The following is a 24053-nucleotide window of genomic DNA, read 5'->3' as shown; positions in this document are numbered from 1 at the left end:
CCCTACATCCCCCCGAGATCCTGCGCGTCCAGGATCGTCTCCGGCAGGGTCAGGGTCATGCCGTCGAAGGGGGCCAGCAGGGCACGGATGTTGGAGCCGACACTGCAAACCCGGTATTCCACCCGCACCGCCTCGATCCGTTCCGGCAGAACCCGCTTGTGGTCGTTGATCAGCTGCCACGCCAGGACGCAGCTGTTCTGCTCGTCCTGGGCGGTGGCGTAGTCGTAGTCGCCGTAGCGGTTGCGGCGGGCGGCGTCGGCGACCTTGACCTTCATGTCGGGAAACTCGCGCCGGGTGGTCACGGTCAGCGTCTCCATCGTGTAGAGCGGCACCGGGAAGACGCGCGGCGGCTGGACCAGGGCGCCGAACAGGCTGTCGGGCAGGGTCTGCACGTCGATGGTCAAGCGGTTCTCGCCGGGCAGGGTCGTCGGGTTGCCGAGTGCAACATTGTAGGTCTTGTAGATCGTGCCGGTGTCGCGCATGCGGGCGGCGACGATGGCAAAGTCGCGGCTTTCCCCCAGGGTCACCGGCAATGCCGCCGGCTGGATGCGGCGCCAGGGGGTGGGCGACTGGGTCAGGTTGTCGCGAACCCAGCCGGCGCAGCCGGAGGTCAGAAGCGTGGCTGCCGCCAGAGCCGCCCACAGCGCGGCGCGCCTCGCAGTCCCAACCATCGACGTCTCGGGCATCGGGGCTCCCTTACCAGTCATGGTAGATCGTCTTCCAGGCAGTGCTGACGCCTTCGCGCGAGTCCTCGGTGCTCAGCCGGTCGTCGATGGACTTGAACTGAACATAGGCTTCGTCATAGCGCATCAGGTTGTAGAGCGCCCAGCCGCGCAGGATGCCGAGGTTTCGTGGCTCCGGCTCCAGCTCCCGGCGGGCGTCGAGCAGGCGCAGCACATCGTGGTAGCGCTTGTCCTCCAGCGCCCGGCCGGCCTCCGTCGCCATCAGCGAGGCGCGGATTTCCGCCTTCTGCGTCGGGGTCAGGTTGGCGCGCGGCAGGTCGCGGGTCAGGCCGGTGACGTCGCCGGTCGTCAGCCGGGCGATCGCCTGCCCATAGGCGTTCTCCTGCGCCGGCGTCGGCGTCTGCGGCAGTCCTGATGCGGCCGGATTGCGATCGCTTCCCTTTCCGGTCGCAGATGCACCACCTTTGGCCGGTTTCGGGGCCGGTTCGCGGGCGGCCAGGGCCTGCGCCTCGACGAAGGCGGCCTCGGCCTCCGACGGGCGCTTCAGCTCCAGCAGGCACCAGCCGCGCTGCTGCAACAGGACGGCGGTCGGCCCGCTCCGCTCGATGCTGCTGCGGATGATGGCGATGCAGCCGGCGAAGTCGTGGCGGGCCAGCGCCCGGTCGAGCTCGCTCGGCCCCTGCGGCGCACTGCGTCCACCGCCCGGACCCGAAGGGCCGCGCGGCGGGTCGACCGCCTTCAGCGCCTGGTCGATGCGGCTCGACTTGCCTTTCCAGGGCTCGGCGGCGGCGCGGGCCTGCGCCTTCTCGCCCAAGCCATTGTAGGCCAGGACCAGCCCTTCCGCCGCCTTGTCGGACGGCGCCCAGCCATTGGCCTGGGAGAACCAGCTCTGAGCCTCGGCGTAGTTCTTCTGCTTCTGGAAATACCAGCCGAGCGCGATGGCGCCGTCGGCATCCTGCTTGTCGCGGATGATGCCCTGGACGCGCGACAGGTCGGCCGCCGACAGGGCACCGGGCTTGGCGTTCCCAAGACGCTCCAGCAGCCGGCCGGTCTCGAGCTCGGCTTCCGCGGCGCGGACGGTCGAGTAATCCTCCCCGGTCGCCGGATTGGCGGTGGCCCCCAGCGCGGCCAGCTCGCGCAGGCGGTCGGGTCCGAGATAGCGGGACGCCTTGAAGAGGGTGTCGCGCCGCTCCTTGGCCTTGGGACAGGTGGTGACGATGGTCTTGTAGGTCTCGAAAGCGCGGTCGGCCTGCTTCAGCTCGGCATAGGCTTCCGCCAGGCGCCAGGCATTGTCGAGGCGGTTGCAGGCCACCGCCTCCGGATTGGCGGTGGCGGCATCGACCACGTCCTGCCAGCGCTTGGTGTCGCTGGCCGAGCGGATGCGCCCGGCGCTCTCGGCGAGGTCGAGTTCCTGGAGAAGCTTCTCGGACGGCTGCCAGGCCGGCGACTTGCGCCGCTGCTCGGCGATGGCCGCCCGCGCCTCCGCCACCTTGCCGGCCGACAGCAGGGTCCAGAACGGGCTTTCGTCGACTCCCGCGGCGGCCGGCTGCGGCGCGAACAGATCCTTGGGCGGCTCCCAGCCCGGGTCGAGGGCGCGCAGGCGGGCGATTTCGGCCTCCAGCCTTTCGCCGTCGCCGATCCGGGCGTAATAGCGCAAGGCCGACTCGTCCAGCTTGCCGGCGGCCGGGGCCGGCCCGCTGCCGGGGGCGGGCGCCACCTCCACCTTCACGCCGGGGGCGAGCGCGCGGCCGTTGCCGTTCGCCTGCGCCAAGGCATCGGGGCCGCCGAAGGTCGCGGCGATGCCACCCAGAAGAAGGGCCGAAAGAAGGACGGAACGGCTCACGGATCGATCCCCAGGCTTTGCGCCGCCAGCGCGGAAAGATGGGCCAAGGTGGTGGAGTAGTAATCCTCGTCCGGCGCCAGCGGCGGCACCGTCATCGCGTCGGCGGCTGCGGAACCGGCGAGGCGGCAGGCCAGCCGGTAGACCGCCAGCATGCCGACCGACGCCGCTACCTGGGTGGTGGTGCCCCCCGGCAGCGAGACGGTGGCGGGAACAGCCGTCCCGCCGAACTTCGCCACCAGGGATGCGTAGGGACGGAAATAATAGGGATCGCGGTAGCCGTCCCACGCCAAGTAGAGCGGCACCCGCACGGCGTCGTAGCCGTACTGCTTCTTGAAACCGTCGGCGACCGTCACCGTCCCGGCGGCGTCCAGCGCCATCCAGTCCGGCGGCAGCTCGAACCCGCCGAAGCGCGCCTTGGACAGCAGAACCAGCCCGGCATCGGACAGCCTGCCCCAGCGCTCTCCCCCCGGAAGGGCGGCGAAGGCGCGGATGGCCGGGAAAATCCAGTAGCTGGGATTGAGGACCAGCGTGTCGCCCTTGCGGAAGCCGTCGCGCCCCGGCAGCAGCACGGCCAGCCCGGCATGCTCGACCAGCAGCCCGGCGGCCAGCGCCTTGACGATGGCGGCGGCGGCGGTGCGGTAGGCCTCGGCCTGCCAGACCTCGGCGGCGCGCAGCAGCGCCCAGGCGATCAGCATGTCGCCGTCGGACGCGTTGTTGCGGTCGGCGACGCCGCCGTCCGGCGTCCAGCGCCAGGCGACCAGCCCGTCGCCGCGCACCATCAGCACGCGCTGGGTCCAGCCCCACAGCCGGTCGAAGGCGGCGCGGTCGCCCGCCGCCACCGCCAGCAGCATGCCGTAGCCCTGCCCTTCGGAATGGCTGATGCCTTTGTTGCCGGTGTCGACGATCCGCCCTTCCGGCAGCAGAAACCGTTCGGCATAGCGGCGCCACGCCGCCCCGTCGAAGGGCGCCGCGCCCACGCGCCCCGGCAGCGCGGCGGCCAGCCCGAGGGCGGCGGTTCCGACCAGCATGTCGCGCCTCGATGCCATCATGATCCGCTCCGCCCCTGCCCGCTCCGTTCCTGGTGGCCGCTCTTCAGCAGCAGGCGCATGCTGACCGTCAGCACGACCGCCGTTCCCAGCAGCAGGGCGAACAGAAGCTCGATCCGCTGCGACAGGTTGCGGGCCAGAATCAGGATCAGGTTGCCGATGTCAAAGGGATTGAGAATGATCTGGTAGGGACGCGACGCTTCCAGCGTGGTCACGGCCGGCGCCGCACTGCTCCACAGCGCGCCGCCGCCGCGCAGCTTGTCCCACACCCCCGCCTCGCCCAGGCTGCGCATGGCGCGGTCGATGGAGCGCGGATCCGAGGCGGTCAGCAGCGTCCAGGTCAGCGGTTCGGCACCCGGCGCCCGGTATTGCAGCAGGGCGGCTTCCGGCAGCATCTCGGTATTTTCGGCCAGCGCGGCGACGTCGACCGGCGCATCCTCCTCCGTCCAATGGTTGACGTAGCGCGCCGCGGCCGCCATGACCCGCCGCGCCCAGTCCGGCATCCAGCCGCGTGCGGCGGTGGACGATTCCTTGGCATCGCCGGCCATCCTCTGCCAGCGGTTCGTGGCGCCGCCGTCGGCCGCCAGCGCCGGCCCGGCCATGCCCGGCGGCTGCGGCACCATCCCCGTCCGCACCGCGCCGGCACGGGCGGCATTGCCGGACCAGCCCTGCCGCAGCCGGTCGGCCAGGGCGCGACGGTCGGCGGCGGCCATCGGTTCGCCGCGGGCCTTGGCCTGCGCGATCAGCGCCCCCGCCTCCAGCAGCCCGGCCAGACGGTCGGCGGGAAGGGGGGCGGAGGCGAAGACGGCCTGCGGCACCGCGGCGATCGGACCGACGATCAGCGCGTTGTCGGCCGGCGCAGCGGTCCAGCCGACATAGGGCACCACCGCCATCAGGTCGCCCGCCCGCTGCGCCAGCTTGGCGGCCAGGCTCCAGGCGGCGCCGAACCAGGCGGGATCGCGTCCGACGACGACGAGATCGAAAGGCGGCGCCGGCTCTCCCCCGGCGATGCCGCCATAGGGGAAGGCGGTGTTGGCGAAGCCGCCGAGACTGGGCAGCGTGACCAGCCGGGCGAAGCCGGGAATCTCGATGCTCGAGGTGTCGAGCAGCGTGAAGGTCGGGCGCCGAACCGCGAAGACACAATCGGTGCCGCCGGCCGGCGGCAGTTCCGCCTCGATCTCGATCAGGTTGGGGCCGGGGCGGAACAGCGCCATCGGCAGCGGCATCTCGCCATTGTCGATCACGCCGCTGGACCGCTTGTCGATCTCCATGGCGCCGGCCGACTTGCCGTTCACCCGGACGTTCAACACCGCGCCGGGGCCGAGATCGCCTTCGAACGCACCGTTGACATGGAACAGGATGGAGCGGTCGCCGACCGGTGCGAAGCCGGCCGGCAGGGTCAGGCCGATGCGGCCGGCATAGCGGTAGCCGCTGTGCTGCACCGTCTGGAAGCCCAAATCCGACAGGCGGTAGCGCCCCTCCGCCTGCACCGGCGGGATCGGCGGGGCAGCCGGCGCCGCCGCGTCGGTGACGATCATCGCGGTCTGGGTCGGCAGCGGCCGGCCGATGTCGGCCAGCCGCATCACCGCCTGATCGACCTCCTGCTGCGTGCGGCCGGACGCGACGGCGACGAAACCGCCGCCCGGGCCGCCGCCCGTCCCGCCGGCGGCGGGGACGGGATAGACGGCGAGGAACGGGCCGGTGACGGCGGCGGCACGCGTCTCGCCCAGCAGCGGCGCGATGCGGTCGCGGGTACCGATCAGGATGTTCTTGCCACCCGGCAGGGGGAGGGTCTCCAGCGTCGGCGCGGCGCCGCCGGCAGGCTTGCCCGGCACCGGCACCGCCATCACCCGCGGCGTCTGGTCGCCGAGCAGCAGGCCGTAGGACTGCGCCACCATCGAGCCCCAGCCCAGATGATCGACGTCGACCTCGTTGCCCGGATACAGGATCGCCAGCGGTTCGCGCCCCCGGTCGGCGCCGGCCAGCAGCTGGCGCAGCATGGCGAGATCCGGCTCCGGCACCCCGCCGTCGGACAGCAGCGTCAGCGACGAGGCGGCCAGATTGACCCGCGCCCACAGATCGTAGGTGCCGCGGACCGTGCAGATGGCGCGGTGCTGGGCGGTGGTCTGGAAGACGATCTGGTTCTCGCCCGGGCGGATCAGGCTGCCCGGCAGGGTGATGGAGGCGTTGACCGGTCCCTTGAAGGCGGCGAGCGGCAGGTCGGCGACCGGCGAGCCGTTGATGAAGACCGACAACGATCCCTTTTCGGGCAGGATGTCGATGCCGTTCTCGTAGCTCAGCGCCAGGACGGCGGAGGTCAGCCCGACCACCGGCGGCAGGACGGCGCGCAGGGCCACCGTCTCGGTTTCGCCGTTGAGGGTGACCTCCGGCTGGCCGTCGCGCAAATTCGACAGCGGGATCACCCGGCGGTCGACGGCCAGCGCCGGGGCCGTGCAGCCGAGCCACAGGGACAGAAGCGCCAGCAGGATCCACCCTGCCCGGCCGGCGCCGGTATGGTTCCGCATCCCCGCCATCGCCTTACGGAGCCTGGAAGGTCAGGATGCGGCGGAGCGCGCCGGGCAGGGCCAGCAGCACATGCCCCAGCCGCGGCACCACCCGCGTGGCGAAGAACAGCAGGCCGCCGAAGAAGGTCGGGGCCGCCACCCGCTTGCGGTCCAGGAAGATGTCCCAGCCGACGCTGTTGCCGAAGACGAAGCGCGCCATCTCCACGATGTCCTGGCGATCGCGCGGGGCGAAGCCGGCGCCGACCGCCAGTTCGCCGCCGCGCATCTCGATGCGGAAGAAACGGACGCCGGTGGTGGTCGCCGCCTCCGTCTCCGTCGCGGCGATGGTCAGGACCGGCGTCTGGTCGGGCCGGCTCACCAGCTCGCGCCATTTCGGGTCGACCAGCAGCCCGACACCGCCGGCCGACACGTCGGCGACCGTCAGGTCGATGCTGGTCCCGTCCTCGAACTTCAGCACCGCCGCGCGGTCGACGGTGAAGCGCTCCTGCCGGCGAACGCGCTTGCGCTCGTAGACGACGGCAAGGCCGCCGAGCGCCAGCAGGAAGCTCAGGGAACACCACACCGCCACCGGAACGATGGCCGCCCGGTGTTCGGGGAAGATGGAATAGCGCCAGGCGCAGGCCGCCAGCCCGGCGGCCAGCAGCAGCGTGGTGACGATGAACGGGGTGGCGAGCGGGGAGAAGCCGTCCTCCTCCACCGACTGGCCCTTGGCGGTGACCTTGAAGACCGGATCGCGCGGCCGGATCAACGTCGCCAGGGCGGCGCGGGAGACATGGAAGGACTGCAGATACTCGTACAGTTCCGAGAACAGCGGCCAGCGCATCCGCCCGTGCAGGAACTGCGACAGGAAGGCGGCGGCGAAGACGTGCGGAATGACGAAGCAGGCGAAGTCCGGCAGGTTGATGCGATAGATCTCCAGCCCGAACAGGGCATAGCACAGCGGCGACAGCAGGAAGATCGGCCGCCAGAACCAGAAGAACCAGTACAGCATGGTGCTGAGATAGCAGAGCCGCTGCGAGACCGACAGGCCGCGCTTGAACAGCGGGTTCTTCAGCAGGAACAGCTGGATCATGCCCTGGGTCCAGCGCGACCGCTGGGCGATGAAGCTGTCGAAGGTTTCCGGCTGCAGCCCGGCGATCAGCGGGCGCGGCAGATAGACGCTGCGCCAGCCGCGCGCATGCAGCTCCAGCGCGGTCTCGCAATCCTCCGTCACCGTGTCGCCGCTGAAGCCGCCGACCTCCTCCAGCGCCGCACGGCGCAGGATGGCGGCGGACCCGCAGAAGAAGGAACCGTTCCAGCGGTCGAGCCCCGGCTGGATCGAGTAGTAGAACATCTCGTTCTCGCTCGGCATCCGCTCGAAGGTGCCGAGGTTGTATTCGACCGGGTCGGGATTGACGAAGAAATGCGGCGTCTGCACCAGGAACAGGCCGGAATCCTGCTGGAAGAAGCCGACCGTCGCCTTCAGGATGCCCACCGTCGGAACATGGTCGGCATCCAGGATCAGCACCAGATCGCCCGACGTCTTCCGGAAGGCGTGGTTGATGTTGCCGGCCTTGGCATGCTCGTTGCGCGGCCGGGTCATGTAGGTGACCTGCAGCCGCTCGCACAGCGCGGTCAGCGTCTCGCGCCGCAGCTTCGCCGCGGCGGCCTGCTCCGGGTCGGCATGGGCCAGCTTCTGGTCGGTGCCGCCGTCGTCCAGCAGATAGACGTGCAGCTTGTCGCGGGGATAGTCGATGCAGACCGCGGCCGCCAGGGTCGTCTCCAGCAGCTCCGGCTCCTCGTTGTAGGAGGGGATGTAGACGTCGACGCTGGGCCAGGAGGCGGGATCGCCCGTCGGCTCCGACGGCTCGCGGGACAGCGGGTCGATGATGACGAACAGCGAGGTCAGGAACAGCACGAAGGACAGCGCTTCGGCCGCGAACAGGGTCACGCCGGGAATGAAGTTCACCGGATCGTCCACCGGCGGCAGCGTGCCGGTCAGCCGCCAGAAGAAATAGCGGAAGGTGACGAAGGCCAGCAGCAGCACGGTCAGGGTGCGGGCATGCCAGAAGCGCCGGGCGAAGCGCCCCAGCACGAAGGCGGCGGCGACCACGCCGACCGAGATGGCGGCACTGGCAAATCTTCCAACGGGGAGCGCTGCCAAAGCAAGAAACAAACCCGCCGACAGCAACAATAAAATCCAAAGCAGAACGGATCGCAGTGAGAAGCGCCGTGTCTTCATGCCGGACTGTCGTTTGGCTTGTTGCGCGCTATTGTTCAGGGGCCGAACAACGGTCTTGGCGCCGGGCGAGGTAGTCATGTAGATCCGCGGAAAGAGGCCATTCCACCTTAACGGGCGCCCCCTTATCGCTCAAGCTTCGTTACAAATCGTTACTGACTTGCGACAAAGGTTGCTCAAAAGCCATGTTCGCCGGACCTGTGTCATCTGAGTAACGGCGCCCCGCTTGCCGGAAGCCGGCGCTTCTTCGGCCGGGGAGCCGCGACTCGTGGCGGTCCGCGGCGGCCCGGCGATGCCGCAACAGGTTGCTTTGCGCGGCTGCCCTGCATGCCGGCTTGGGCTTGGGGGGATGACGCGGCGCAGGAATGCCGCCATGGTGACGGACAATTCGTCCACCCCCCGGTTGCAGCAGGGTCTTGTCGCCGTCCATGCCCACCTTCGCGCTTCTGTCCGATGCATTCGCCGTGCTGGCCCCGGTTTTCGTCGTGGCGGCGCTGGGGTATGGCTGGACCCGACGGCAGCTTCCCTACGACAGTGCCTTCATCACCACCTTCGCGATCAACGTGTCGTCACCCTGCCTGGTCTTCTCCGCCCTGACCCGGCTGCACCTGTCGGCCGATGCGATCGGGGAGATGGCCTTGGCGGCGACGCTCTGCATGGCGCTGACCGCGCTGGCCTCGGTGCCGGTGCTGCTGGCGAGCGGGCTGTCGCTGCGGGTCTATGTGCCGGCGATGGCCTTCCCCAATGCCGGCAACCTCGGACTGCCGGTCTGTCTGTTCGCCTTCGGGGAGAACGGCCTCAGCCTCGCCGTGCTGTTCTATGCAGTGATGTCGGTGGGCCAGTTCACCCTGGGTCCGGCACTGGCCGCCGGGCGCTTCGACCTGTGGCAGATGGCGCGCACGCCGACGATCTATGCGGTGGCGCTGGCGGTGACGATCCAGCTGGCCGGGCTGCCGCTGCCGGTCTGGATCGGCAACACCACCACGCTGCTGGGCAATTGCGCCGTGCCGCTGATGCTGTTCTCGCTGGGGGTGGCGCTGTCGAAGCTGCGGCTGTCGGGTGCGGTGCGGGCCCTGTCGATGTCGGCCTTCCGGCTGGTGGCGGGCTTCGCCATGGGGCTGCTGGTGGCCTGGGCGATGGGGCTGACCGGGGCGGCCCGCGGCGTGGTGCTGGTGCAGAGCTCGATGCCGGTGGCGGTCTTCAACTATCTGTGGGCGCTCCGCTACGGCAACGCGCCGGAGGATGTGGCCGGCATGGTCCTGGGCTCCACCGCCATGGCCTTCGTCGGCCTGCCGGCGCTCCTGATGATCGTGATGCAATAGAGAGGGGAGGATTCCATGGCGCACAGGGAACACCGCTATTCCGTCCGGCTCGACTGGACCGGAAATCTCGGCACCGGCACCTCGGCCTACAAGGCCTACAGCCGCGACCATGCGCTGAGCGCCGGGACGAAGCCGGCGATCCCCGCCACCTCCGACCCGGCCTTCCGCGGCGATCCGGCCCGCTGGAACCCGGAGGAACTGCTGGTCGGCGCCCTGTCGTCCTGCCACCAGCTCTGGTACCTGCATCTCTGCGCCACCGCCGGGATCGTCGTCACCGCCTATACCGACGATGCGGAGGGGGTGATGGAGGAGGAGGCCGGCGGCGCGGGCCAGTTCACCGCCGTCGTGCTGCGTCCCCGGGTGACCCTGGCGCCGGGGTCCGACGCCGACAAGGCGCTCGCCCTGCATCACGAGGCGGCGGAGAAATGCTTCATCGCCCGGTCGGTCAACTTCCCGGTCCGGCACGAGCCGGCGGTGGAGATTGCGGGTGCGGATCACTGATCCGGCCGGCTCACACCACCAGCAGGAAGATGCACATGGCCGACGCCGCTCCCCCCTCCGTCCTGGATGCCGTCGCCGGCCGGCGCAGCATCCGCGCCTTCCTGCCCACCCCGGTGGAGCGCGAGACGGTGCTGCGCATCCTGGACCTCGCCGCCCGGGCGCCCAGCGGTTCCAACATCCAGCCCTGGAAGGTCCATGCCATCGCCGGCGAGGCGCGCGCCGCCCTGTCGACGGAGCTGCTGGCCGCCCATGAGGCGGGAGAGCCGGAGCTGCCGGAATATCCCTATTACCCGGAGAGTTGGCGGGAACCCTATCTCGGCCGTCGGCGCGCGGTCGGCTGGGCGCTCTACGGCTCGCTCGGCATCGGCAAGGGCGCCCACGAGCGGATGGCACGCCAGCATGGCCGCAACTGGCTGTTCTTCGGGGCGCCGGTCGGGCTGTTCTTCAGCATCGACCGCGACATGGGCAAGGGGGCCTGGCTCGACCTCGGCATGTTCATGCAGAACGTCATGATCGTCGCCCGCGGCTTCGGGCTGGAAACCTGCCCGCAAGCGGCCTTCTGCTACCGCCACGCCATCACCGCCCGCCATCTGGGCCTGCCCGACACGGAAATCATCGCCAGCGGCATGGCGCTGGGCTTCGCCGACTGGTCGGCGCCGGAAAACAACTTCCCGACCGACCGCGAACCGGCGGCGGCGTTCACCCGGTTCACCGGCTTCTGAGGACTCCAGGATTTTGATTTTTCCGTGTGACTCACGGTCCAGGCGATTCCGCTCGAACCGATCACACTCTACAGCGTATTGAATCCGTTGGGCGCCATCGCAGCCGACGCACCGGAGGACAGCACCCCGGCGACGAAGGCCGCGGTCTGGACCAGCACGCGCGGCGAGAAGGGCTTGGCGATATAGCCGAGGCCGACTCCGCCGGCCTGCGCCTTGTTGGGCGGGTTCCCGGTGGCGAAGACGCAGGTGACGCCCATGCCCTTCAACGCGCGGGCGACGTCGAGCCCGCTGGACCCGTTGGCCAGCTTGATGTCGACGAAGGCCATGTCGGGCCTCTCCTGTCCCGCCAGGGCAAGGGCGGAGGACAAATCCTCGGCGATCCCCGTCACCTCGTGGCCGGCCGACTGAAGCGTCAGCGACACGCCCTCGGCGATAAGATATTCGTCTTCTATGATCAATATCTTCATTGTTTTTCTTGTAAATTTCGCACGATGACGGGGGTCGTCACGCCTGGGTTGGCGTTCTCGGCTTTATGGGGAAAGTTAAAAGGAAGCGCGTCCCCGGTGTCAAACGTTCGATCTCCAGACGCCCCCTTATTTGCCGCGTAAGATTGCGGACCGTGTTCAAGCCGAAGCCGCCGCCGGCACTGCTCGCGACTTCCTCGGGCAGACCGACGCCATCATCGGCGACGTCGATGCGGACCTCGTTGCCTTGCACCGCCATATCGACTTTGACCGTACCGCGCCGGCCGTCGGGAAAGGCGTGCTTATAGCTGTTGGTCAGCAGTTCGTTGACGATGAGCGCGACCGGCACCGCCGTTTCGACCGGCGCCGACAGCGACGCCTGAACCGCCATATCCATCGACTGTTCGCCGGTGCCGGCGGACGGGACGGCATTCTCGGCGATGCTGCGGATCAGGTCCGACAATTCGACCGTGTCGTAAACCGCCCCTTCGCCGTAGAGGCGGCGATGAACCTCGGCGATCGCCAGCACGCGGGTGCTGCTGTCCAGCAACTCCTGCCGCACTTCCTGGCTGCGGTGTTTCAGCGCCTGGGTCCGCAGCAGGTTGGCGACGATCTGCAAGGAGTTCTTCACCCGGTGGTTGACCTCGTCGAGCAGGATCCGGTTGTCCTGCAACGACGCCGCCAGCGCCTGCCCCTCCGCCCGCTCCGCCTGATAATCCCGCTCCAGCCGGCGGACGGTGGAGACGCCGAGCCAGGCGGCGACAGTGAGGAAGGTCAGCCCGTAGCCGATCATCAGCAGTTCGAGGAAGGAGGCATTGCGGCTTCGCCCGGCGAGCAGCACGTCCTCCTCCGCCCGCATGGTGGCGATCAGCCGCCGGACCTCACCCATGGTGGTGCCGCTCGCCCCCTCGCGGACCAATACCAGCGCCCGCTCCAGCCCCGCCTCGTCCGCCTGCCGCAGGACCTCGGCCAGTTGGTTCAGCCTGTCGGCGGCCAGCCCCCGCAGGGCCTTCACCTTGTCCTGCTGGTCCTGGTTGTCGGCGGTCAGCGAACCGAGACGGTCCAGCAACGTCCGGCTACGCTCCGCCCCCTCCTCGTAGGAAGCGAGATGGCGCCGGTCCTGCGACAACAGGTATCCGCGCTGGCCGGATTCGGCATGGGACAGGCTCGACCACACTTCCTCGACGGTGGAGATGACCTCGTGCGTGTGGTCCACCCAATCGATGGCTCGGCGGTACTCGATGAAAACGACGACCAGCAGCAGGAAGCCGACGAACAGCCCGCCGAGCAGCAGCGCCGACAGTCTGGCGGCACGGGCACGCACCGTCCGGCGCGCAAAGCTGGCATCCGTATCGATGGGCATGAGCCGTCCCCGCGTCGCACCGCCGATCACCTCGTATGCGGTCTAAACAATTTAAATTTCCCCCTATCGGCAGCAATGACGTGAATCAAAAAAATCGCTTTGTCGACCGACCGTCGTGGCGGTCTTCTTCCCGGAAAATGCCCGTCCCGACACCAGGGCGGCCCGAAGCGGGATGCGACGGGAGACGGCTTCGGAGTCCATCCGGTGCTTCGGCAGGCATCGGATGGACTCCCTTCTGGTTTGCCCACGCGGGTCGCGGGTCGAGCGGGTCCGCTTGAACCGATCACACTTTATCCGTTCAGCGCCGACGCCAGCGTGTCCTGCAGGCGGCTGGGCTGGATCGGCTTGTGCAGCAGCGCGCACTGGGCGCCGGCCGCCTCGCGCAGCCGGTCGGCCGAGGTATCGCCGGTCAGCAACACGCCGGGAACCTCGCGCGACAGGCGGCGGCGGACCATGTCCATGACCATCAGCCCCGTGGTTCCTTCCGGCAGGCGGTAGTCGGCCAGGATCAGGTCGGGCTCCTCCCCGGACTCGATCAGGGCGGTGAGAACCTCTTCCGCCTCGGCCCCGCTGCCGGCCTCCACCACGCGATAGTTCCAATCCTCCAGCATCAACACCAGCGCCATGCGGATGACGGCGTCGTCCTCCACCAGCATGACCAGCCGCTGGGCATCGCTGCCGGGCCGGTCCCCCCCGGCATATCCGCCGGCGCCGGCCTGCGGCGCCACGTCGAGCTTGGTCTCGGTCAGCGGCAGGCTGACGATGAAGCGGCTGCCGCGACCGAGCGAGGAGGTCGCGTCGATGATGCCGCCCAGCATGGTGACCAGCCGCTTGGCGATGCTCAGCCCCAGCCCCAGCCCTTCCCGCCGGTCGCGGGCGGCGTTGCCGACCTGGAAGAAGTCCTGGAAGATGCGGTCGATGTGCTGGTCGGCGATGCCGATGCCGGTGTCCCACACCTCGATCTGCAGACGGCCGCCGCGTTGCCGCGCGCCGAGCAGCACCCGACCGCCGGGCGCGAAGCGCAGCGCGTTGGTCAGCAGGTTGCGCAGCACCCGCTCCAGCAGGCGGGGGTCGGTCCGCGTCGTCAGCGGCTGCGCCACCAGACGCAGGCTCTGCCCCGCCTTCTCGGCCAGCGGGGCGAATTCGCCATGCAGCCGGCCGAGCAGGGCGGCGATGTCGACCGGTTCCGGATTGGGTGCGACCAGCCCGGCTTCCAGCTTGGAGATGTCGAGCATCCCGTCCAGCATGCCGCCCAGCCCGCCGAGCGAGGACTGGATCTGCTCCGCCATCCGGCGGGCGCCGGCGGGAAGGGTCTCCTTCATCAGCAGGTCGGACAGCAGCAGCAGCGCCTGCACCGGCTGGCGCAGGTCATGGCTCGCCGCCGCCAGGAAGCGTTCGCGGGCGTCCATCGCCACGTTCAGCTCGCGCTCCAGCGCCTTCACCGCGGTGATGTCGGCGACGCTGGAGACCACGGCCTCCACCCGGCCGGCCGGATCGGCGACCGGGCGGCTCGACACCCGCAGCCAGCGGGTCGGGGCGGTCGCCTCCTCCCCCTCGACCACGCCGACGATGCGCTCAGCCACCGTCCTGCCGCTGCGGGCCGCCTCCGCCGCGGGCGGAAGCCCGTGCAGGCGGTTGCCGTCGGCATCGATGAACCGGCGGCCGGCGGTGGTCGGGACGATGGTCGCCGGGGCGGTGGCGGGCGCCAGTTGCCCGTCGACCGTCCCCTCTCCGTCGAAGGCAGGGGCCGTGGGGTCGAGCAGCGCGCGGGCCGGGCCGTCCAGCAGCCGGTCGGCCATGGCGTTCGCCAGCAGGCTGCGGCCATCGACGGCGGTCATCGCCAGCGCGTCGTGCAGCGACTGGACCAGCACCCGGTGCCGCCGTTCGCTGAGGTTCAGCGCCGCCTCCGCCGTCCGCCGCGCGGTGACGTCGCGGAAGGCGACGACCGCGCCCTGGACCCGCTCCTGCATCGGGGCGAGGCGCTTGCCGGATGCCAGCATGGGCGAGATGGTGACCTCCACCAGCATCATGCCGCCGTCCTCGCGGCGCAGCCGTTCGCAGACGACGTTGCGCGGACGGCCGTCGGTCAGCGACAGGGCCAGCGCGCGGGCCGCCCCGTCCGCCGGCGCCGGGTCGGCCGTCCCGGTTCCCGACAGGCCGGCTTCGGTCTCGGCGGCCGGGCCGGCCAGCAGGTCCGACGGCGGGCGGCCGATGAGGTCGAGGTCGAGATGGCCGGTCATCGCCGTCGCCGCGGCGTTGACGAAGCGGATACGGCCATCGGCGTCGACCCCCAGGATGCCGTCGCCGACCGATTGCAGGATGTGGTGGTAGTCGGCGCGGACGCGTTCGGCATCGTCGCGGGCCTGCTGCACCTCCCGCAGCCAGGCATTGCGTTCGGTCAGATCGGTGATGGTCAGCAGCACGTCGCCACGGTCGCCGTCGTCCAGCGTCACCCTGCGGGCATCGGTCAGGCCATCGATGATCGTGCCCCGCGGCCCGAGGTAGCGGAATTCCTGCCGGATCCACTCCCCGCTCTCGCGCAGCCGGCCGAGTGCCGTGAACAGCCGGCCATGGTCCACGCTAGCGACCAGCAGGGTGAGCGGACGGCCCTTCAGCCGCAGCATCGGCAGGCCGAACTGCCGCTCCGCCGCGGCGTTGGCCTCGCCGACGATGCCGGCGGCGTTGACCGCCAGGCAGGCCAGCGGGACCGACTGGAAAAGCTGGAGATATTGCAGCCGCGAAGCCTCCAGCGCCTGCTGGGCGCCGCGCAGCTCCTCGTTCTGGATCTCCAGCTCGGCCTGATGGACGTACAGCTCGTGCAGCAGTTCCTTGATCGACGTGGCGGCGACGTCCGACACCTCGAAAGCTCCGCCGCTGAGAATGGTTTCGGCGCGGCGCCGCAGGCGGCCGGAGGTGTCTTCGGTCATTCTGCGCCCCCGTCGCCGCCCGCGTCCTCGTCACGGGCCAGCCGCAACTCCATCCGCTTGCGGTTGGTGATGTTGATGTGGCTGACGACGATGCCGCCGTCATGGTCGTTCATGCGGGTGGCGTGCATCAGGAACCAGCGCTGCTCGTCCGGCGAATGGCAGGGATACTCGATGGTGAAGTCGTCGGCCTTGCCGTCCAGGATGCGATGCAGCCCGTCATGGACGGCGCGGGCGACGTCGTCCTTCTCCGCCGCCTCCGGGCTCAGGCAGACCTCCAGATAGTTGGTGCCGATGCCGCAGCGCTCCATCGCCGGGGCGCCGTTGCGCCGGGCGAAGCCGCGCCAGGCGGCATTGACCATGACGATCCGGCCCTGCCGGTCGGTGACGGCGATATGCTCGGGCAGGCTGTCCAGCACCTTCTGCAGCCGCTCCTCCGCCTGCTTGGTCGCGGTCACGTCGACGAAGGTCACCACCACGCCGCCGACCTGTTTCTTGTCGGTCAGGTAGGGCAGGATGCGCGTCAGCACCCAGCGGCCGTCATACACCCGGACATGGCGTTCCATCGCCTCGTGGCCGCCGAACACCTTGCGGATGTCGTCGAGGAAGTCGGGGTAGTCGATGTTGGTCGACAGATGGGTGATCGACCGGCCGATGTCGCGCGGGATGATGTTGATGAAGCCGGCCGCCGCCGGCGTGAAGCGGCGGATGACGAAGTCGCCGTCCAGGAAAACCGTGCCGATCTCCGTCGAGCGCAGCAGATTGTCCAGGTCGGTGGTGATCTCCGTCAGTTCCTCCACCTTCGCCTGATACTCGGCGTTGACCGAATAAAGCTCCTCGTTGACCGATTGCAGTTCCTCGTTGGTGCTCTGCAATTCCTCGTTGGAAGCCAGAAGTTCCTCGTTGGTGGCCTGCAATTCCTCGTTGGCGGTTTCCAGCTCCTCGATGGTCGCCTGCAGATTTTCGCCGCGCGTCAGCAGTTCCTGTTCCAGCCCGCGGATGCGCTCGGCGGCATCGGCGTTCAGGTCGAAGTCGGACTCCGGCACCGACAGCGGCAGCATGTTGGCGCGGTCGAGCACCACCAGGGCAAAGCGGCGCCCGGTCTTGCGCGCGACATAGGGCTGGACCCGCAGGCTGAGCGCCGCCACCCCCTCGCGGTCCTTGACCGGGATGCTGGACAGCGCGAACTCCTCGCCCGACCGGAAGGCGCGGTTCAGCGCGGTGCCCGCCACCATGGCGATCGAGGACGGCAGCAGCTTCAGCACGTTCAGCGTCGCCTCGCCCGGCGGCACCTTCAGCAGGGACGAGGCGTCGCCGAACACATGCATGATGGTCATCTGTTCGTTGACCAGCAGGCAGGGCGGCACATAGGCCTTCATCAGCGTGCCGATCGCCTCGTCGATCGCCGCCCCCTCCTCCATCGCCGGGGACGAGACGTCGTCGCCAGGACGGGCCAGCGGCGCCGCCACGGTCGGCACCAGCAGCCGCGACAGCCGGAAGGACCCGGCGCGCAGGCTCTGGAAGACCTTGTTGCGGCTGTCGACGGTGTGGAAATCCGCTTGCAGGTCGCCCAGCGTCTCGCTGGTGCCGAGGAACAGGAAGCCGCTCTGGCGCAGCGCGTACTGGAACAGGCTCAGGACCTTCCGCTGCAGCGGATGGTCCATGTAGATCAGCAGGTTGCGGCAGCTCAGCAGGTCGATCTTGGTGAAGGGCGGATCGCGCATGATGTTGTGGGCGGCGAACACCACCATGCGCCGGATGTCGCGGGCCACCACATAGCTGTCGCCCCGCACGGTGAAGAAGCGGGCGAGCCGTTCCTGCGACACGTCTTCGGCGATCACGCGCGGATATTCGCCCAGGCTCGCCACCTCGATGCTGTCCTGGTCGATGTCGGTCGCGAAGATCTTGACGTCGAAGAGGCGGCCCATCCGTTCCTGCGCCTCGGCGAACAAGATGGCGATGGAATAGGCCTCCTCCCCGCTGGCGCAACCGCAGACCCACACGCGGATCATGTCGGTCGAACTGCGGTTGGCGAGCAGGCCGGGGATCACGCGGTCGGCCAGGACGCGGAAGGCGGCCTCATCCCGGAAGAAGCGGGTGACGCCGATCAGCATCTCCTTGTAGAGGTTGACCGTTTCGGCGCTGTTCCGCCGCAGCAGGGCGGCATACTCCTCCATCGACTCCAGCCCGGCGCCCTGCATCCGCCGCTCGATCCGCCGCAGCAGGGTCGCCAGCTTGTAATGCGAGAAATCGACGCCGGTGACCGAGCGGATGACCGCGATGATCTGGGCCAGCGGGTCGTCGCCGTCCTCGGCCGGCCGCCGCCTGGGCAGGGGGCGGGCGCGGGCCAGCACCCTGCGCGCATGCTCGATCAGCCGGGCCGGCAGTTCCTCCGGCGGCAGGGTGGCGTCGATCTGTCCGGTGGCGAGCGCGCTGCGCGGCATGCCGTCGAACTGCGCCGTCTCCGGCTGCTGGACCGCGGTGAAGCCGCCGGCCGACTTGATCGCCATCAGGCCGCGCGTGCCGTCCGACCCGGTACCCGACAGGATCAGGCCGATGGCGCAAGCCCCCTGGTCGCGGGCGAGCGCGGTCAGGAAAATGTCGATCGGCAGGCTCATCCCGCTGCCGGCATCCTTGGCGGTCAGCCGCAGGCGGGCATTCTCGATGGTCAGATGCTTGCCCGGCGGCAGCAGATAGACGGTGTTGCGCTGGACCGGCACGCCGTCGGTCGCCTGCACCACCTCCATCGCCGTATGCTTGGCGAGCAGGTCGACCATCAGGCTCTTGTGCACCGGCGACAGGTGCTGGACCACGACATAGGCGAGGTCGCTGTCGCCCGGCACCGCATCGAAGAACCGCTGCAGCGCCTCCAGCCCGCCGGCCGACGCACCGATGCCGACGATGCAGCAGACCTGCTCCGGCGGGGCGCCGTCTTCCGTCGGCAAGCTTCCGGCATCCGCAGCGTCGGGGGTGGCGGCCGGTGACACGGTGTTGCTTGTAGCAGGCTGCGTGGCCGGCAAGTCCGTTGGCACGATGATAAACGAGTCCTTCTGGCGTCGGCCTGCCGGTTCTCACTGCAAGCGAGTCCCTCGCTATATCCAACGCATATGGTTTGGTCAACTTGGCTCTCGTAGGCGTCCTTCTACGATCTCATCATTTTAACTGGAGCTGCATCGGGCCCCTATCGATTTAACCTTGGTTTTATAACGAATGTATCGGGTTCGAAGTATTTCGGCCGGTCCCCTTTCCTCCGGCAGGACGATCGAAAGGCGGGACGGCCAAGGCGCCCGGGCGCCAGGGGAGCCGTGCCGGGATCGGGGGGGCCTGACGTCGGCGAAATTCCTGCTATGTTTGCTTCCCGGGCGCCACATCCTGGAGCGTCAAGGGCATGCAAGGCAGCGGGAACGGGTCATGAGCTTCACCTCGATCTATCGGCATGGCTTCGCGCGGGTGGCCGCCTGCACCACGCGCAGCACCCCGGCCGATCCGGCGGCCAACGCCGCCGCCATCCTGGAGGCGGCCCGCGCCTGCCACGACAAGTCGGTTGCGGTGGCGCTGTTCCCCGAACTGGCGCTGTCCGGTTATGCCATCGACGATCTGCTGATGCAGGATCCGCTGATCGACGCGGTGGAACAGGCGATCCTCGACATCGTCCAGGCTTCGGCCGGGCTGATGCCGCTGCTGCTGGTCGGTGCGCCGCTGCTGCATGACGGGCGGCTCTACAACACGGCGGTGGCGATCCATCGCGGCGAATTGCTCGGCGTGGTGCCGAAGCAGCATCTGCCGAACTACCGCGAATTCTACGAGCGCCGGCAGTTCGCCTCCGGCGCCGGCACCGAAGGCGGGACGATCCGCATCGGCGACCTGACCGCCCCCTTCGGCCCCGACCTGCTGTTCTCCGCCGAGGACCAGCCGGGCCTGGTCGTCCATGCCGAGGTCTGCGAGGATTTGTGGGTGGCGGTGCCGCCCAGCGCCATGGCCGCACTCGCCGGCGCCACCGTGCTGGCCAACCTGTCGGCCAGCAACATCACCATCGGCAAGTCCGACACCCGCCGCCTGCTGGCGAAGTCGCAGTCGGCGCGCTGCCTGGCGGCCTATCTCTATTCGTCGGCCGGGACGGGGGAATCCACCACCGACCTCGCCTGGGACGGCCAGACCTCGATCTTCGAGAATGGCGAGATGCTGGCGGAGACCGACCGCTTCCCCGACGGCGCCCAGATGGCGGTGGCCGACGTCGACCTCGACCTGCTGCGCCAGGAACGGCTGCGCCAGGGCACCTTCGACGACAACCGGCGCCTGCACGGGGATGCCACCGGCGGTTTCCGCACCGTCGCCTTCCGGCTCGACGCGCCGGAGGCGGATGTCGGGCTGCTGCGCGTGGTGCCGCGCCTGCCCTTCGTGCCGGCCAGCGCCGAACGGCTGGAGCAGGACTGCTACGAGGCCTACAACATCCAGGTCGCCGGGCTGGTGCAGCGGCTGCGCGCCACCGGGATCGGCACGGTGGTGATCGGCGTGTCGGGCGGGCTGGACAGCACCCACGCCCTGATCGTCGCCGCCCGCGCCATGGACCGGCTCGGCCTGCCGCGCACGGGCATCCTCGGCTACACCATGCCCGGATTCGGCACCAGCGAGGGCACCAAGTCCAATGCCTGGAAGCTGATGACCGCGCTCGGGGTGACCGCCAAGGAACTCGACATCCGGCCGGCGGCCAACCAGATGCTGAAGGACATGGAGCATCCCTTCGCCCGCGGCGAGGCGGTATACGACGTGACCTTCGAGAATGTGCAGGCCGGGCTGCGCACCGATTACCTGTTCCGCCTCGCCAACCACCACAACGGCCTGGTTCTGGGCACCGGCGACCTGTCGGAACTGGCGCTGGGCTGGTGCACCTACGGCGTCGGCGACCAGATGTCCCACTACAACGTCAATGCCGGCGTGCCGAAGACGCTGATCCAGCATTTGATCCGCTGGGTCGGCCGCACCGGCCAGTTCCAGCAGGAGGTGTCCGAGACCCTCGACGCCATCCTGAAGACGGAGATCTCGCCGGAACTGGTGCCGGCCGGCTCCGACAAGGCGCTGCAGAGCTCCGAATCGGTGGTCGGGCCCTATGATCTGCAGGACTTCACCCTGTTCTACGTGCTGCGCTACGGCTTCCGCCCGTCGAAGATCGCCTTCCTGGCCCGCCATGCCTGGGCCGACGCCGCCAAGGGCGACTGGCCGGAGGGCTATCCGCTGGAGAAGCGCCGCGCCTACAGCCCGGCCGAGATCCGCGACTGGCTGCGCGTGTTCCTGCGCCGCTTCTTCGGCTTCAGCCAGTTCAAGCGCTCCGCCATGCCGAACGGCCCGAAGGTGACGGCCGGCGGCTCCCTCTCCCCCCGCGGCGACTGGCGCGCGCCGTCGGACGGCAACGCCCGCATCTGGCTGGAGGAACTGGAGCGCGAGGTTCCGGTGGAGTAGCGAGACCGGGCGGCCAGCCGTCAGCCTTGTTGGCCGACGGTTTTCTCAATCATCACCCCGCAATATGGCCGGACGGGTTGCAGCGTCGTGCGTCCGATGTGGAACGCGCGACGCTGCAGGACCCGGACTCATCCCCGGTATGCGAGGTTGGCGGCGACGCAGACGGCGCCCGATCGGTCGTTCCTGAAGGTGGCAGAGTTCAAGGTCTCCGGCTCGAAACACAGGACTCTGGAGTCTATCAGTTGCTTATTGAAGCACTCGATAGACCTTGTCCTTCTGATTTTCCGTGCGATTCACGCTTCACACGATTCCGTCTGAACCGATCGCAGTCTGGATTTCGGAACTCCTCGCCGGGCCGCGGCCCGAGAAACCATTCTCATCGGCATCTTCCGCCTGCGGATCGCGACGGCCGAGCAGGACGAGGATGACAAGTGCCGAGACGACGGTGATGGCGATGAGCACGATGCTCAGATGCCGAAAGGCAACCGCATAGCTCTCATGGATTTCCGATTCCGTGAGGCCGGGCAGGAGTGCCGATGCTCCCCGGACATCGCCCATTGCGAGCCTTTGAGCAGCCTGCGACACATCCCATCCGTGCCGCGGGGGCACGGCAGCCAACCGGGCTTTCGCAAGCGCTGCGAGAACGGCGTTGACGATTGCCAGTGCGACACCTTCTCCTGCCACGCGTGTCGTGCTGAAGATCCCGGTCGCCATGCCGGCGCGTTCCTTGGGAACGACGCTGACGGAAAGCCCGTCCATGAGCCCCCATGGCAGGCCGGTGCCGATGCCGATGAGCAGCATTGGCAGGATCACGTCAATGCCGCTCGATGCGGGATCGGCGCGGCCGAGCCAGAACAGCCCGATTGCCGCCGCCGACAGGCCGGCACCGGAAAGAACGCCCGCGGGCAACCAGCGGACGAGGGACGACGCCACGAGAGGCATGGCCAGCATCGGGGCGGACAGGGCGACGAGCAGCAGGCCGGCATCGACCTCGCCGAGCCCGGCCACCCCGATGAAGCGCAGCGGCAGCAGGACGAGAAGGACGACGTAGCAATAGCAGGTGGCGACCGGCAGAACCTGCACGCCGACAAAGCGGGGGTAGCGAAATAGCGACAGGTCGAGCATCGGCCTCTCCGATCGCGTTTCGACGAGGACGAATGCGACGAGCATCGTGGCCGCGCCCAGCAGCGCCGCCACCACGACCGGATGGCTCCAGCCGATCTCCGGCGCTTCGATCACGCCGTAGGTGAAGAGGCCCAGCATCGCCGTGAAGGTGAGCGCGCCGGCATGGTCGAGGCCGGTCGCATCGGGGTCCCGGCTTTCCCGCATCCTCCTGGCGGTCAGGAGCAGCGAGAGCAGGCCGATGATCGTCCCCGACAGGAATATCGCCCGCCAGTCGAAGGCCGCGATCAGGACGCCGGCCAGAAGGGGGCCGAAGGCCAGCCCGACGCCGAACGTCGTGCCAAGCAGGCTGAAGGCTCTCGTCCGCGCCCGGCCCTCGAACTCCTGTGCGAGTGCAGCCGTTCCGCCCGCGAGCGCCGCCGCAGCCGCGAAGCCTTGCCCGGCACGGAGAATATCCAGGACGAGGATCGATGGGGCCACGCTCAGCGCAAGCGAGAGAATTGCGAATGCGATGATGCCGATCATGAAAAGACGCTTGCGACCGAACTGGTCGGCCAAGGCACCTGCGGCCATGAGCGAACTGCCGAATGTGAGCATGAACGCGTTGGTGATCCAATTCAGTGCGGTCGGGCCGCCACCGAGATCACCGCCGATCGCCGGCGTCGCAACAGCCCCGCCGGAAAAACTGAGAGGCAAAACCAGCGCGGCCAAGCAGACCGCCAACAGGATCGGCATCTTGCCGGTCGGAGTTTCAGACGATGCCGCTGACATGTACGGTTCTCCGTCGCTGGGGGGATTGCGACGCAGACAGCGATCCGGCCGCCAAGCAGAGCTATCGCGGAACGGAATCGCGATAAACAGCTTGGAGGTCCATTGATTGCGGAAATAAATTCTTTAAACTGGAGACATGGAAAGTTTGAGCGGCATCATCGCTTTCGTGCAGGCAGCGGAGCATCTGAGCTTTGTGGCTGCTGGCCGCGCGCTTGGGGTATCCGCCTCCGCTGTCGGCAAAAGCATCGCGAAGCTTGAAGAAAGCGCCGGTACCCGGCTGTTTCACCGCACGACAAGGCGTGTTGCGCTGACGGAAGAGGGCGCGGCATTCTATGAGCGATGCCGTCGTATTCTCGATGATCTTCGCGACGCCGAGACGATGTTGTCGACGGCGACACGCCACCCGCGCGGCAGGCTGCGCGTGGGCGTGCCGACGATCGGTTATCATTTTCTCCTGCCGGTCATTCCCGAGTTTCGTCGCCGTTACCCCGATATTGAATTGGACATCGACTTCAACGATCGCCTCGTCGACGTTGTGGAAGAAGGCTTGGATGCGGTGATCCGCAGCGGTCCGCTGAGTGATTCAAGCCTGATGTCGCGCCGTCTCGGGACGTTCCGCTTCGTCCTGTGCGCATCTCCATCCTATCTGGAGCGGAAGGGCATTCCGCAGTTTCCCCGCGACTTGCAAAAGCACGACTGCCTGCGGTTCCGCTTCCCGACCTCGGGCAAGCTCCAGGCATGGCAACTTGGGGACGCGGACGGGGTCGATGCCTTCCGTCGTCCATCGCCACTGACTTGCAACAACATGGAGGCTTTGCGGGGAGCGGCGGTTGCCGGTTTGGGAATTGCCTACATGCCGGATTTCCTGGCGAGAGCCGATGTGGAATCCGGCTTGCTGCGCACTGTTCTCGACGCCCATCTGGTCGATCAGGGGCAGTTCAGTATTCTATGGCCGTCCAACCGCCTCGTGTCGCCTCGCTTGCGTGCGTTCATCGACCACACGGCGGAAACGCTTTTCCGCTCCGACTGAAAACCGGNCGGTATCCATGCCGCCGAAGTTTTTGATCCAGGCAGGTCAGGATCGAAAGCCGC

Annotated in this window: 15 protein-coding genes; 5 read left to right on the top strand and 10 right to left on the bottom strand. The window is 68.6% G+C overall.

The genetic code is table 11. The features are described 5' to 3' along the window. Positions 1-2: 2 nt before the first annotated feature. From bcsN to bcsA, 5 genes are read right to left on the bottom strand one after another with little or no spacing between them, the layout of a single operon-like run. Positions 3-686: a cellulose biosynthesis protein BcsN gene (gene bcsN, locus JHL17_RS35985; RefSeq protein WP_247894074.1), complete on the bottom strand. Its 684-nt coding sequence runs from the start codon at positions 684-686 to the stop codon at positions 3-5. A 10-nt stretch (positions 687-696) separates the two neighbouring features. After that, positions 697-2526: a tetratricopeptide repeat protein gene (locus JHL17_RS35980; protein WP_200199465.1), complete on the bottom strand. Its 1830-nt coding sequence runs from the start codon at positions 2524-2526 to the stop codon at positions 697-699. After that, the gene (locus JHL17_RS35975) at positions 2523-3575 is read right to left on the bottom strand and encodes a family 8 glycosyl hydrolase (protein ID WP_200199464.1); all 1053 of its coding nucleotides are present in this window, start codon (positions 3573-3575) and stop codon (positions 2523-2525) included. The genes JHL17_RS35980 and JHL17_RS35975 overlap by 4 nt, the downstream gene beginning before the upstream one ends. Then, positions 3572-6097 (bottom strand): cellulose biosynthesis cyclic di-GMP-binding regulatory protein BcsB, encoded by a 2526-nt coding sequence (locus tag JHL17_RS35970; protein ID WP_247894073.1) that lies wholly within the window; start codon positions 6095-6097, stop codon positions 3572-3574. The genes JHL17_RS35975 and JHL17_RS35970 overlap by 4 nt, the downstream gene beginning before the upstream one ends. Positions 6098-6110: 13 nt before the next feature. Then, complete coding sequence (gene bcsA / locus JHL17_RS35965) at positions 6111-8396, bottom strand: UDP-forming cellulose synthase catalytic subunit (RefSeq protein ID WP_200199462.1); 2286 nt, start codon at positions 8394-8396, stop codon at positions 6111-6113. Positions 8397-8743: 347 nt separating this feature from the next. On the opposite strand from bcsA, the gene JHL17_RS35960 reads away from it, so the two are divergent. From JHL17_RS35960 to JHL17_RS35950, 3 genes are read left to right on the top strand one after another with little or no spacing between them, the layout of a single operon-like run. Beyond that, positions 8744-9637, top strand: coding sequence for an AEC family transporter (locus JHL17_RS35960; protein ID WP_200199461.1), 894 nt, complete (start codon positions 8744-8746; stop codon positions 9635-9637). Positions 9638-9652: 15 nt separating this feature from the next. Next, entirely contained in the window at positions 9653-10138 is a 486-nt protein-coding gene (locus JHL17_RS35955) for an OsmC family protein (protein WP_200199460.1), read from the top strand. A gap of 35 nt (positions 10139-10173) precedes the next feature. After that, positions 10174-10860 carry a nitroreductase gene (locus JHL17_RS35950; RefSeq protein WP_200199459.1) on the top strand — a complete coding sequence of 229 codons (687 nt, stop codon included), beginning with the start codon at positions 10174-10176 and terminating at the stop codon, positions 10858-10860. Positions 10861-10928: 68 nt separating this feature from the next. Here JHL17_RS35950 and JHL17_RS35945 read toward each other — a convergent pair whose 3' ends face one another. From JHL17_RS35945 to JHL17_RS35930, 4 genes are all read right to left on the bottom strand, one after another. Next, positions 10929-11327, bottom strand: coding sequence for a response regulator (locus tag JHL17_RS35945; RefSeq protein ID WP_200199458.1), 399 nt, complete (start codon positions 11325-11327; stop codon positions 10929-10931). Positions 11328-11364: 37 nt separating this feature from the next. Then, positions 11365-12687, bottom strand: a complete 1323-nt coding sequence (locus tag JHL17_RS35940) for a sensor histidine kinase (RefSeq protein WP_200199457.1) — start codon at positions 12685-12687, stop codon at positions 11365-11367. A gap of 290 nt (positions 12688-12977) precedes the next feature. Continuing rightward, on the bottom strand, positions 12978-15614 hold the full coding sequence (locus tag JHL17_RS35935) for a PAS domain-containing hybrid sensor histidine kinase/response regulator (protein ID WP_200199456.1): 2637 nt from the start codon (positions 15612-15614) through the stop codon (positions 12978-12980). Beyond that, on the bottom strand, positions 15611-18556 hold the full coding sequence (locus tag JHL17_RS35930; RefSeq protein WP_200199455.1) for a chemotaxis protein CheB: 2946 nt from the start codon (positions 18554-18556) through the stop codon (positions 15611-15613). Before JHL17_RS35930 ends, JHL17_RS35935 begins: the two co-directional genes overlap by 4 nt. Positions 18557-19022: 466 nt before the next feature. On the opposite strand from JHL17_RS35930, the gene JHL17_RS35925 reads away from it, so the two are divergent. Then, entirely contained in the window at positions 19023-21068 is a 2046-nt protein-coding gene (locus JHL17_RS35925; RefSeq protein WP_200199454.1) for an NAD(+) synthase, read from the top strand. Between the two features lie 300 nt (positions 21069-21368). Here JHL17_RS35925 and JHL17_RS35920 read toward each other — a convergent pair whose 3' ends face one another. Then, entirely contained in the window at positions 21369-22961 is a 1593-nt protein-coding gene (locus JHL17_RS35920) for an MFS transporter (RefSeq protein ID WP_200199453.1), read from the bottom strand. A 136-nt stretch (positions 22962-23097) separates the two neighbouring features. Here JHL17_RS35920 and JHL17_RS35915 point away from each other — a divergent pair, with 136 nt between their 5' ends. Further along, entirely contained in the window at positions 23098-23991 is an 894-nt protein-coding gene (locus JHL17_RS35915) for a LysR family transcriptional regulator (RefSeq protein ID WP_200199452.1), read from the top strand. The last annotated feature ends 62 nt before the right edge of the window (positions 23992-24053 follow it).

The sequence above is a fragment of the Azospirillum endophyticum genome (assembly GCF_016595245.1).
Lineage (GTDB): Bacteria > Pseudomonadota > Alphaproteobacteria > Azospirillales > Azospirillaceae > Azospirillum > Azospirillum endophyticum.
This window is presented reverse-complemented; position numbering and strand designations above follow the sequence as displayed.